The sequence below is a fragment of the Nitratifractor sp. genome, from assembly GCF_015487065.1.
GTDB lineage: Bacteria > Campylobacterota > Campylobacteria > Campylobacterales > Sulfurovaceae > Nitratifractor.
Genome location: NZ_WFQN01000057.1, coordinates 1 through 12,094, shown reverse-complemented (window position 1 = coordinate 12,094; position 12,094 = coordinate 1). Strand labels below are relative to the sequence as shown.

At 58.5% G+C, this 12,094-nt stretch carries 12 protein-coding genes; 3 read left to right on the top strand and 9 right to left on the bottom strand.

The genetic code is table 11. The features are described from left to right. The 4 genes from F8I07_RS03050 to F8I07_RS03035 form a co-directional block, all read right to left on the bottom strand. Positions 1-1,264 (bottom strand): TolC family protein (locus F8I07_RS03050; protein ID WP_292655583.1); only part of this gene is annotated, 1,264 nt, incomplete at its 3' end. Next, entirely contained in the window at positions 1,257-4,388 is a 3,132-nt protein-coding gene (locus F8I07_RS03045) for an efflux RND transporter permease subunit (RefSeq protein WP_292655581.1), read from the bottom strand. The genes F8I07_RS03050 and F8I07_RS03045, both read right to left, overlap by 8 nt. 3 nt (positions 4,389-4,391) lie before the next feature. Next, the gene (locus F8I07_RS03040) at positions 4,392-5,504 is read right to left on the bottom strand and encodes an efflux RND transporter periplasmic adaptor subunit (RefSeq protein ID WP_292655579.1); all 1,113 of its coding nucleotides are present in this window, start codon (positions 5,502-5,504) and stop codon (positions 4,392-4,394) included. A gap of 116 nt (positions 5,505-5,620) precedes the next feature. Then, positions 5,621-6,229, bottom strand: coding sequence for a LysE family translocator (locus F8I07_RS03035; RefSeq protein ID WP_292655576.1), 609 nt, complete (start codon positions 6,227-6,229; stop codon positions 5,621-5,623). Between the two features lie 71 nt (positions 6,230-6,300). On the opposite strand from F8I07_RS03035, the gene msrA reads away from it, so the two are divergent. The 3 genes from msrA to F8I07_RS03020 all read left to right on the top strand — a co-directional run bounded on the left by msrA (position 6,301) and on the right by F8I07_RS03020 (position 7,417). Next, positions 6,301-6,837 carry a peptide-methionine (S)-S-oxide reductase MsrA gene (gene msrA / locus F8I07_RS03030; protein WP_367264360.1) on the top strand — a complete coding sequence of 179 codons (537 nt, stop codon included), beginning with the start codon at positions 6,301-6,303 and terminating at the stop codon, positions 6,835-6,837. Between the two features lie 65 nt (positions 6,838-6,902). Further along, a complete protein-coding gene (locus F8I07_RS03025; RefSeq protein WP_292655572.1) occupies positions 6,903-7,166 on the top strand; it encodes a type II toxin-antitoxin system Phd/YefM family antitoxin in 264 nt (87 codons plus the stop codon). Continuing rightward, positions 7,163-7,417, top strand: a complete 255-nt coding sequence (locus tag F8I07_RS03020) for a Txe/YoeB family addiction module toxin (protein WP_292655570.1) — start codon at positions 7,163-7,165, stop codon at positions 7,415-7,417. Before F8I07_RS03025 ends, F8I07_RS03020 begins: the two co-directional genes overlap by 4 nt. A gap of 19 nt (positions 7,418-7,436) precedes the next feature. Here F8I07_RS03020 and F8I07_RS03015 read toward each other — a convergent pair whose 3' ends face one another. The 5 genes from F8I07_RS03015 to F8I07_RS02995 all read right to left on the bottom strand — a co-directional run. Further along, the gene (locus F8I07_RS03015; RefSeq protein WP_292655567.1) at positions 7,437-7,643 is read right to left on the bottom strand and encodes a hypothetical protein; all 207 of its coding nucleotides are present in this window, start codon (positions 7,641-7,643) and stop codon (positions 7,437-7,439) included. Positions 7,644-7,857: 214 nt separating this feature from the next. Further along, entirely contained in the window at positions 7,858-8,133 is a 276-nt protein-coding gene (locus F8I07_RS03010) for an acylphosphatase (RefSeq protein ID WP_292655565.1), read from the bottom strand. Between the two features lie 253 nt (positions 8,134-8,386). Next, entirely contained in the window at positions 8,387-9,970 is a 1,584-nt protein-coding gene (gene pckA, locus F8I07_RS03005) for a phosphoenolpyruvate carboxykinase (ATP) (protein ID WP_292655563.1), read from the bottom strand. Between the two features lie 46 nt (positions 9,971-10,016). After that, positions 10,017-11,360 carry a sodium ion-translocating decarboxylase subunit beta gene (locus F8I07_RS03000; RefSeq protein WP_292655561.1) on the bottom strand — a complete coding sequence of 448 codons (1,344 nt, stop codon included), beginning with the start codon at positions 11,358-11,360 and terminating at the stop codon, positions 10,017-10,019. Between the two features lie 2 nt (positions 11,361-11,362). Beyond that, positions 11,363-12,094: biotin/lipoyl-containing protein (locus F8I07_RS02995; RefSeq protein WP_292655559.1), on the bottom strand; the 732-nt coding region annotated here is incomplete at its 5' end.

The following is a 12,094-nucleotide window of genomic DNA, read 5'->3' as shown; positions in this document are numbered from 1 at the left end:
TTCCGATCGCGTGATTGAGCTCTGCCCTCGCGATGAAGTAGTCGTAGTAGCTGTTGACCAGATCGGCCAGGGCCTTGATGTAATCCTGGCGGGCGTCCTGGAGCTCCACATAATCCCCCAGATCGTTCCTGTAGCGCTTTTTGGCCTGGTTGTACTTCTTTTTCGCCTGCTGGACGATACTCATATTCAGTGCAAACATCTTGCGGACATGTTTGAGATTGAGATAGGCCTGGGTCACCTCCCGGCGGATCTGCAGGCGCGCCTTTTGACGGGTCGCCTGGGCTTTCATCGCCTCGATCCGGGCCACCTGGGCATCGGCGCTGTCCTTGAAGCCGCTGAAGAGATTCCAGTTCATCCTCACCCCTACCTTTTCGTGGCTCCGGGCTCCCGTACCCACATCCGCCCCTTTGGCTCCCGCCTCGCCGTAGAGCTCCAGCGTCGGCGTCATATGCAGCGCCTTGCTCCTGGCCGTCGCCTCGGCACTGCGAATGTCATGAGCCAGGCTCCGCAGAAGCGGACGGTGCTTCTGCGCAAAGGCCAGCAGGCTCCCCAGTGTCGGTTCGTGCCTGGGCAGATGCCACTTTTTCGGATCCTTCGCCACGCCGTAGAGCCGGTAGTTCCCTCCTTCGGGAATCGTCCCCAGGCTCTCCTCGAGGAGGGTCCGTTTCATCCGGTAGAGAAAATGGCCGTCACTCAGATCCTTGCGGGCGGTCTTGAGCTGCAGTCGGGCATCGCTGACATCCACCGCCGTCTTGACCCCCGCTTTGAGATACTTCTTGGCCCGGTAGAGATGCTGCTCCTGGAGATGGAGGTTTTTGGTATAGACCCAGATCAGCGTCAAGGCTTTGAGAGCGTCGTAGTAGCGCTCTTTAACCTCCAGGATCTTGTCCGAGACGATCTGCTGCATCAGTGCCCGGCTCGAAGCCACACTCTCGGCTGCCGATTCGATCGTGCCGGCGCTCTTGCCGAAGTCATAGAGCAGCTGGGTCGCACTCAGGGTCCCCTCCAGGGTGTCGGTAGTCGTGTGGGGGCTGTGGCGGTACTGGTCGCGCTCCCGGTCCAGATGAATCGAGAGCCCCACCTGGGGCAGGCGCACACCGGCGGCGGAGCGGTGCTGCTGCTTCGCCGCCTCCACACCGTAGCGCCCCAGGGCGACATCGGGGCTGTGACGCAGGGCGATGCTCACCAGGTCGTCCACCGTCAACGTCCGTGCCGAGAGCAGTGTTCCCGCCGCCAGCATCAAAACCATCACGCGATTACGCATTCTCTTGCCCTCCTTTGAATCGTTCACGCAGCCGCTCGAAGAGCACAAAAAGCACCGGGGTCAGCAGAAAGGTCAGCAGCGTCGAGAGGGCCATCCCCCCGAAGACCGCCGTCCCCAGGGAGCGACGGGAGGCCGCCCCCGCACCGGTGGCTGTCACCAGGGGCCAGATCCCCAGCAAAAAGGCAAAGGCGGTCATCAGGATCGCCCGCATCCGCAGTTTGCCCGCCGCTACGGCGCTTTCGATCAGCTCGGTCCCCTTCTCCCGCAGCTCCTTGGCAAACTCCACCACCAGGATCGCGTTTTTGGAAGCCATGGCGATCAGCAACACCAGCCCGATCTGGGTGTAGATATCATTGAGCAGGCCCGCCAGCATGTTGGCCCCCAGGGCCCCCGCCATCACCGCCGGAATCGGCAGCATGATCGTCAGAGGGATGATCCAGCTCTCGTACTGGGCGGCCAGGAAGAGGAAGACCGCCAGCATCGACAGGGCAAAGATGTAGAGCGCCGCGTTGCCCGCCTCCTTCTCCTGGAGCGTGATGCCGGAATAGGCTACTCCGATGCCCGGAGGCAGCTTCTGCGCGTGCTCCCCGATAGCGGCGATGGCGTCGGCAGAGCTGTAGCCCTTGGCGGCGTTGTGCATGCCGTTGACGGCGATGCTCTGATAGCCGTTGAAGTGGGTAATGGTGCTGGGGCCGCTGGTGCGTTCGATCCGTACGAAACTGGAGAGGGGAATCAGATCTCCTTTGGCGTTGCGGACGAAAAAACGTCCCAGTCGCCCGGCGTGGCTGCGGTACTTCTCATCCACCTGAACGAAGATCCGGTAGGTTTTGGAGAATTTGGTGAAATCATCCACATAGAGCGATCCCAGGTAGCTCCCCAGCACCGAGAGCAGATCGCTCAGCTGCACCCCGGAGGCGGCCACCTTGTCCCGGTCGATGTCGATACGCAGCTGGGGATATTCGGAGTTGAACATCGTGTAGGCGCTGGCGATCCGCTCGTCTTTGTTGAGTTCGGCGATGAATTTTCGCGCCTTCCTCTCGAAATCCTTCAGCGGAGCCCCTTCCATATTTTCCAGCTTGAACTCGAAACCTCCGGTGGCCGAGAGCCCGGGGATGGAGGGCGGACTGAAGATCCGCACTGTCGCTTCGGGGACCTTGCCCTTGACCGCTTTCTGAATCCGGTCGATGATCGAGGCGACGCTCAGCTCCGGCTTCTCCCGCTCTTTCCAGTCTTTAAGGACGACAAAGATCGCCGAGGTCGAGGAGTCCAGTGTCCCCATAATTCCGTTGAAGCCGTTGATACTGATGGCCGCCTCCACCCCGGGAGTCTGACGGATCACCTTGACCACCTTTTTGGTCACCGCTTCGGTGTCGTGGAGACGGACGCCGGGCTCCAGATTGACCGAGGCCACCAGGGTCCCCTGGTCCTCGTCGGGGAGGAAACCCGTGGGCAGGGTCCGAAAGAGGATCCAGGTCCCCGCCAGCAGGAGCAAAAAGCCCCCCACCGGCAGATACCAGTGTCGGATCAGCACGTGCAGGAGTCGGTCATAGGCCCCCTTGAGTCGTTCCAGCCCTGCATCGAAGACTTTGAAAACTCCGGCTTTCTTCCCCTCGGGACGCCGCTTGAGAATCGTCGCCGCCATGGCCGGCGAGAGGGTCAGGGCCACCAGAGCCGAGAGCAGCACCGAGAAGGCGATGGTGGCAGCGAACTGCTTGTAGAGGGCTCCCGAGATCCCGGGGATGAAGGTGACCGGCACGAAGACCGCCAGCAGGACCAGGGTCGTGGAGATGACCGGCGCCGAGATCTCTTTCATCGCCAGTCGAGTCGCCTCTTTGACGGTCAGATCGGGATTTTTCTCCAGGTTGGCCTCGACGTTTTCCACCACGAGGATCGCATCGTCCACGACGATCCCGATGGCCAGGATCAGGCCGAAGAGGGTCAGGGTGTTGATGGAGAAGCCCACCGCCAGCAGCGCGGCGAAGGTCCCGATGAGCGAGACCGGAATCGCCACCGCCGGGATGATGGTCGCCCGCAGGGACTGGAGAAAAACATAGACGACAATCAGCACCAGCACCAACGCCTCGATGAGGGTCTGGACCACCTCCTCGATGGAGACCTTGACGAAACGGGTGGTGTCATAGCTGGGCTCGACGACGATATCTTTGGGAAAGCCCTTTTTCAGCTCCGCCAGCTTGGCCTCCACCCGCTGGGCCACATCCAGAGCGTTGGCCCCCGGAAGCTGGTAGATCGCCAGCAGCGCGGCGGGCTTGTTGTTGAAATAGGCCGACCAGAGGTAGCTCTCCGATCCCAGCTCGATCCGTGCCACATCCCGCAGCCGGATCTGGGAGCCGTCGGGCCGGGTCCGCAGGATCACCTTGCCGAAATCGGCCAGATTACTGAGGCGGGTTTGGGCCACCAGGGTGTACTGGAAGCGCCCCTGCTGTGTCAGGGAGGTATCCCCCACCTTTCCCAGGGCCGTCTGGACGCTCTGGCTGCGCAGCGCTGCGGCCACATCGTTGACGGTGAGCCCCAGGGAGCTGAGCTTGTCGGGATCGATCCAGATCCGCAGGGCATATTTGCGCTCGCCCAGGTTTTTGACCTGACCGACTCCGGGGATCCGCTTGAGTTCGTCCATCAGATTGAGGGTGGCGAAGTTGGAGAGGTAGAGCAGATCGTGTTTCGGGTTTTTGGAGCGGACGCTGACGATCTGGACGATGTTGCTGGAGGATTTGAGGGTACTGACCCCGGTGCGTTTTACCGCCTCGGGGAGGCGCGGCATCGCCAGGGCGACACGGTTTTGCACATCCACCGCCGCCGTATCCAGGTCGTAGCCCGGTTCGAAGGTGACGGTGATGACCGAAGCGCCGTCGGAGGAGGAGATCGATTCGTTGTAGAGGGCTCCCTGGATCCCGTTGAGCTGATCCTCGATGGGGCGGGTGACGCTCTCCTCGACGACATCGGCAGAGGCGCCGGTGTAGCTGGCGACCACCTGGATCGTGGGGGGCACGATCTCGGGAAACTGGGCCACCGGCAGGACCTTGAGGGCGATGAGTCCCACCAGGACGATAATGATCGAGATGACTTTGGCGACAACGGGACGATCGATGAAAAAGAGTGAGAACATCCCCTACTCTCCGGCGCTTTCATCCCCGCTGACGACCACCGGCTGGACCCGGCTGCCCTCCATCAGGCTGCCCGCCGGCTGGACCAGGGCCCGTTTGCCCGCCAGCTTCTCCGGCAGGATCACCGTCTCGGCATTGGAAAAGAGGGAGACGAAGTGCTCTTTGCGCAGGGTATTGTTGGCATCCACCACATAGAGGAACTCCCCCTGCTGATCCTGAAAGACCCAATCGGGAGAGATGGAGACCACCGGCATCCTGTCGTCGATGATGAGCCGGACAGTGACAAAGCTCCCCGGCAGGATCGTCTTGCGGGCGTTGTCCACTTTGGCCCGAACCGTCACGGTCCCGGTGGTCTCATCCGCCCGGCTGGCGATATACTCCACCTGCCCTTTGTCGCGGATCGACGGTTCATCCCGGGGATAGACCTCCACATCGGGCATCGGCTTGGCTTTGTAGTGCTGGATCGCCGCCATCTCCCGGGTGCTGGGGTAGAGATGAACCTGCAGCGCCCGGCTCTCGATGATGGAGGCCAGCTTGGTTCCGGGGGAGACCTGATTGCCGGGTTTGACGAACTCCTGCCCGATCTCTCCGTCGATGGGAGCTTTGACATCGCAGTAGGAGAGCTTGAGTTTGGCATCCTCCATCAGCACCTTGTCGGCCCGTATCGTCGCTTCCATCTCTTTGCGGGCGGTCTCCAACTGCTCCAGTTTCTGCCGCGGAGCCAACTGTTCGGCCACCAAGGGTAAATAACGCTGCACGTCGGCCTCGGCCAGCTGAAGCGTGGCACGGTCTTTTTCCAACTGGGCCAGGGCTTTGTTGTAGTCGGCCAGATAGTCGCTCTTGTCGATATGGAAGAGGACCTGGCCTTTGTGGACTCTCTGTCCCGGTTTGAAGGTCTGCTCCTGGATCTCCCCTTTGACCCGGGAGACCACTGTCGCCGACTCATAGGCTTCGGCCTTGCTGCTGTACTCCAGCCAGATCTGCCGGGGTTCTTTTTTCAGCACTTTGACTTTGACCTGGGGGAGCTCCTCTTTTGCCGCGGCGGCACTTTCTGACTTCTTTTCACCCCCGCAGCCCATGAGTCCGAGGCTCAGCACCCCGGCCAACAGCCACGCCATCGATCGCTTTGTGATACCCTCTTCCACCGTCCATCCCTACAATCGTTTATTTTCCGTTAATTATATTAAAAAATGATAAGAGATTGATTAGATTGAAAATCCCCCTACTCCGGAGGCTACCAGAGCATCATCAGTACCGAGAGTACCAGAAGAATCGCCATACTCAGATTGAAAAGCCGAATCTTGCGGGGATCGTGCAGAAATTTTTTGATACCGCGGCCCGAAAGGGACCAAAGCGAGACCGCCGTGAAGGTCATCGCCACCGTCACCGCCGCCGCGGCCCAGAGGCTCCGGGCGTACTCCTGAGGAACGGTATAGAGGGTGACGATGGTCAGTGCTCCCGCCCAAGCTTTGGGGTTGACCCACTGCAGCAGCAGGGACTGGCCGAAGGTGATGGGACGGCGACTGAGCATCTCCCCCTCGGCGATCTCCTCTTCGACCGGAGCGGTGGCGATCTTCCAGGCGATCCAGAGGACGAGAACGACGCTGAAGTAGCGCAGGACCTCGAAAAGCAGCGGTGCCCGGTCCAACAGGGGCTTGAGGAAAAAGCCGATGAGCAGCAGCATCACCGGAAAACCGATCGCCACACCGAAAACATGGGGCAGTGTTTTGCGATAGCCGTGGGAGAAGCCGATGGCCAGAGCCAGGATATTGTTGGGTCCGGGGGTGAAGCCGCTGGCGAACTCGAAAAGCACCAGTGCCGTCAGCCAGTCCCAACCGATCATTGCCCTCTCCTTTCCCAAAAGATGCGCTATTATACTCTCAATCATCGTGAAAAAGGGAGGGAAGTATGGCGATCCGTGAAGCGATACTGGGCGGGGGATGTTTCTGGTGCCTCGATGCGGCCTTTCGGCAGATCGACGGGGTGGCGGATGTCATCAGCGGCTATGCCAACGGCCACGTGGAAAATCCCGACTACAAAACGGTCTGCACCGACACCACCGGCCACGCCGAGGTGGTCAAGATCTTCTATGACGATACCAAACTCAGCTACCAGGATCTGCTGGAGATCTTCTACGCTCTCCACGACCCCACGACCCTCAACCGCCAGGGAGCCGATTTCGGCAGCCAATACCGCTCTACGATCCTCTACCAGACCGACGAAGAGCGACAAATCGCCGAAGAGCTCACTCGGGAAGTGCAGCGGCAACTGGATCGCAAAATCGTCACCAAGATCGAGCCGCTACGCAACTTCTACCCGGCCGAGGAGTACCATCAGAACTACTTCGCCAAAAACCCGACCCAGGGATACTGCCGGATGGTAGTGGCACCAAAGGTCCACAAGGTGCGGGAGAAGTTTGGAGAGAAGGTCAAAGATAGATCCATCTTTTGATAGAACCTCAGATTTACAAGTCATTTTATGTATGATATAATGTACATAAAATTGCAAGGAATATTATGCAAGTCGTAAGTATGACAGAAGCGAGAAACAGTTTCAAATCGATTTTCGATGCCGTATTTCATAATCATGAAGAGGTGATCATCCATCGGAAAGGACGTGAAAATGTCGTGATGATTCCTCTGGATGAGTACAACGCTCTCAAGGAGACAAGCTACCTGCTGGGAAATCAAAAAAATGCCGAACATCTCTTCGAGTCCATCGAGCAGCTTCGTCATGGCAACGTTGTGACAAAAGAGATGGATGATCTATCCGATAGATGAAGCTGATCTTTAGCCAAAATGCCTGGGACGACTATCTCTATTGGCAACAGAACGACAGACAGATCCTCAAACGAATCAACCAACTGATCAAAGATATACGAAGAGATCCTTTTAACGGCTTGGGAAAACCGGAGCCGCTAAGACATCAACTGAGCGGCTTCTGGTCCAGACGGATCACCAGCGAACATCGACTCGTCTACACGGTCGATGATGAAAGTATCATCGTTATCGCCTGCAGATATCACTACTGAAAATCCAAGGAAGGTGATCTCATCTCCCCAGAGGATTGTCACTCCGCTTTTTCTTCTTCCGACGTTCAAAAGCTTCGTTGGAGGGGGTATCGCTGACACTGAAAAATCCCGCTCCGTAGAGCACACACCCTTTGCACCCCGGATCGCAGGGGTGTGAGAGCAGCCGACACCAGTCGGCGATCCCCTCATGGGTGGTCTGATGCTGACATCCCCATCCGCTGGCCATTTTCCCACTCCTTTTGGATCTAGTCGATAGTCGCTAGTCTCTAGTCGATAGTTTGAGAGACTCCTAATTGAACCCTCTGAAAAATGTTCACGAGAGGTTTCACTCGATGGCGACAAAGGAGCGCTCAACCCGTGAAACGGGCGCTTGCGTTCGCGACTGCCAGAGCTATCGAGTGAAACCGGTTGTTTTTCAGAGCACTCAATTCCTCATTCAATCAATATCGTATCTCAAATCCCTCGTAGAGCAGATCATCCTCTTCCAGCGGCTCCATCTCCACCTGTTCGACCTCGCTCAAAGGTGAGCCCTCGTAGAGGATCCGTTCGACCTTGGGCAGCTCATCCTCCGTGGCACGGACCACCACCTCGACCGTTCCGTCGAGGAGATTGCGCACGTAGCCCTGCAGGCCAAGCTCCCGCAGCTTCCGGGCGACGAACTTGCGATAGAAGACCCCCTGCACTTTGCCGTAAACAATGAAGCGGTAACTTTCCATTTCTACTCTCTTGGCTTTTTTACCTGAAAATGCGAAACAATCTCTCTCCGTCATCCTGAACGTGATTCAGAATCCACAGATTATCCGGACAATTCAGGCCCTGGATTCCGGGTCAAGCACGAAATGACGCAAGTTTTTCAGGTCCTGCAATTATACACCGGAAAGGATGCCACTATAAAAATTGAAGAAAAAAGAGGGGAGGTTTTATCGCTTTCTCACTCAGGATCGGCAGAACCGATTCCCGAGTGAGGAATCAGAGCTTGGGGCCGGCCGAGGAGTAGTCGAATTCCGCGCCCCGGTCGTTGTAACGATTGAAGTTTTCGATGAACATGGCCGCCAGCTTGCGGAGCTGCTCGTCGTAGGCGATCTTGTCCTCCCAGGTATTGCGGGGGTTGAGGACCGTATTGTCGGCAACCCCCTCCAGGGCTTTGGGGATCTGGAGGTTGAAGACCGGCAGGGTTTCGAACTCGGCATCGTTGATGGAGCCGTTGAGGATGCCGTTGATGCAGGCGCGGGTATCCTTGATGCTCATCCGCTTGCCCACACCGTAAGGGCCGCCGGTCCAGCCGGTATTGACCAGATAGACGTTGACCTCGTGCTCGTCGATCTTTTTACCGAGAAGCTCGGCATAGACCGTGGGGTGCAGGGGCAGGAAGGCTTCGCCGAAGCAGGCACTGAAGGTGGCCACCGGCTCGGTGATCCCCCGCTCGGTTCCGGCCACTTTGGCGGTGTAGCCGCTGAGGAAGTAATACATCGCCTGCTCTTTGTTCAGTTTGCTCACCGGAGGCAGGACGCCGAAGGCATCGGCGGTAAGGAAGATGATATTTTTGGGATGGCCGCCCATCAGGGTGCACTCGTGGTTTTCGATATGCTCGATGGGATAGCTGACCCGGGTGTTTTCGGTCTTGGAATCGTCGCTGTAGTCCACATGACCTGCATCGTCGGCAACCACGTTCTCCAGCAGAGCGCCGGGGCGGATGGCGTTGTAGATCTCGGGTTCGCTCTCGGCGCTCAAGTTGATCACCTTGGCGTAGCAGCCCCCTTCGAAGTTGAAAACGCCGTTGTCGTCCCATCCGTGCTCGTCATCGCCGATTAGCGCCCGATTGGGATCGGTGGAGAGGGTGGTCTTGCCCGTACCCGAGAGGCCGAAGAAGAGGCAGACATCCCCCGCTTTACCGATGTTGGCAGAGCAATGCATGGAGAGCTTGCCCTCCAGGGGGAGCCAGTAGTTCATCATGGTGAAGATCCCCTTCTTGATCTCCCCGCCGTACCAGGTCCCGCCGATAACCGCTTCGTTGCGCTCGATATTGAAAGCGACGAAGACTTCGGAGTTGAGTCCATGCTCTTTGAACTTGGAGTTGGTGGCTTTGCAGGCGTTGTAGAGGACGAAATCGGGCTCGAAATTCTCCAGCTCCTCCTCAGTGGGCATAATGAACATATTTTCAATGAAGTGGGCCTGCCAGGCGACCTCGGTAACGAAACGGATCGCTTTACGGCTGGAAGGGCTGGCCCCGGCAAAGGCATCGATCACGTAAATTTCTTTGCCCGAGAGCTGCTCCAGGGCGATTTCGCGCAGTTCCTCGTAGACTTCGGGGGTCAAAGGCTGGTTGACACTGCCCCAGGCGATGTGCTCGTTGGAGGGGGGCTGCTCGACGAAATATTTGTCTTTGGGGCTGCGGCCGGTGAAGATGCCGGTATCGACCATGGCCGTCCCGTTGTCGCTGAAGGCGCACTCCCCTTTGCGTTTTTCGTCTTCGGTCAGTTGTGCGTAGTCGGGATTGTAGATCACCTTCCCGATACTTTTGAGTCCCAGTTGATCCAGACCTTTGGGTTGCATAATGGTAGTTATCTCCTCTTCAAGTGATATGTAATTATGCCGTATCTTAATTGAAGATCGACAGCAGAACGCCTGCCGCCACCGCCGAGCCGATGACACCGGCCACATTGGGCCCCATGGCATGCATCAGCAGCACGTTTCCGGGGCGGGCTTCGGCGCCCACCCGATTGGCCACTCTCGCCGCCATGGGTACCGCCGAAACACCGGCGGCACCGATGAGAGGATTGATGGGTTCTTTGCTGAAGAGATTCATCAGTTTCGCCAGCAACACTCCGGCCGCCGTTCCCGCGGCGAAAGCCACCAGCCCGATGATCAGAATCCCCATGGTATCCAGGACGAGGAACTTGTCGGCCTGGAGCTTGGAGCCGACCCCGAGTCCCAGAAAGATCGTCACGATATTGATCAGGGAGTTCTGCATCTCATGGCTGAGCCGGTCCACGACTCCTGATTCTTTGGCAAAGTTTCCAAAAGCGAAAGCGCCGATCAGGGGGGTCGATTCGGGCAGAAGCATTGCCGAAAGCATTACAATAAGCAGCGGGAAGATCAGCTTCTCCCGTTTGGCGACTTTGCGGAGCCTCGGCATGACGATCCGCCGCTCCTCCTCGGTAGTCAGAGCCTTCATGATGGGCGGCTGGATCACCGGGACCAGCGCCATGTAGGAGTAGGCGGCTACGGCGATGGCTCCCAGTAGCTCCGGCGAAAGGGCCGAAGCGATGAAGATCGAGGTGGGGCCGTCTGCCCCGCCGATGATGCTGATGGAGGCACACTGACGCAGGGTAAAATCCACCAATCCCGTGTATTGGGAGAGCGCCGCCGCCCCCACCAGGGAACCGAAGATCCCGAACTGAGCCGCCGCCCCGAGCAGCGCGGTCTTGGGGTTGGAGAGCAGCGGGCCGAAGTCGGTCATCGCCCCTACCCCCATGAAGATCAGCAGCGGGAAGAACTCGTTGGCGATCCCCATGTTGTAGATGATCCCCAGGAAGCCCTCCGGCCCCGTCATGTTGGCCACGGGGATATTGGCCAGGAGCCCGCCGAAACCGATGGGCAACAAGAGCAAAGGCTCGAACTTCTTGACGATGGCCAGGTAGAAGAGGATAAAGACCACAATGAACATGATCACCCGTCCCCAGCTCTGGGCGAAGCGGCTCATCGCCTCACCGTTGCCGTTTTTGACCCCCTCTTCGGGATGGACCAGGGCGTAGATCCCTGTGGTACGGAAAAAATCTTTGAGAAGTACGGTCAGAGGTTTGGGAACATGCTCTTCGACCTTCTGTTCCGTCGTGATCGGGGCGGAGGCAGGCCCCTGCCCCTCGGCCGAAGCGCTCGATCCGCCCCACAGCAGCGTCGTCCCCAGCATCAGAAGCAGCGGTAGAATGAGTCGGTACATCATCGTCAGGCCAGCGTCGCCAGGAGACGCCCCTCCTCCACCTGTTCGTTGGGATCCACCTCGATGGAGGCGATGGTCCCCTGCATCGGCGCGGCTACCTCGATCTCCATCTTCATGGCTTCGAGGATCATTATCGCCTCCCCTTCATCCACAGGGTCGCCCGGTTTTTTGAGGATCTTCCAGACGGTTCCGGGGGTCTGAGCGTGGATCTCGATTCCGCCCTTGCCTCCGGCAGGTGCGGCCGGAGCACTGGGGGTCTCGCCACCCGAAGTTGCTTTGCTCTCCGCCTTCTGAACGGTGATCTCCCCCTCTCCTTCGGCGACCTGAACGTTGTACTTTTTCCCGTCGACGATGACCGTGTAGTTCCCTGCCATAGTAGTTTCTCCCTTGTTGGTTGTCTCCTGCGCCCCTTTGCGGACCATCAGCGGTGATTCGCCTTTGAGGAAGGCGATCCCTTTTTTGTCGCAGGAGGCGGCGATGAAGATGTTCTCGTCGCTGGTTTCGATCCCCTCGGCCTGCAGCACCGCCCGCCAGTAGGCGATGGATTTCTTCTCGTCCCGATCGGCGATATCGATGGGGTTTTCGGTGGTGGGTTCCAGATGCAGCTGCTCCGACGCCAGCTCCACGATCTTCGGATCGGGAGGCATGGGCGTCCGGCCGAAGTAGCCCAGGACCATTCGACCGTAACCGGGGGCGATCTTTTTCCAGGGGCCGAACATGACGTTGGCGTAGGCCTG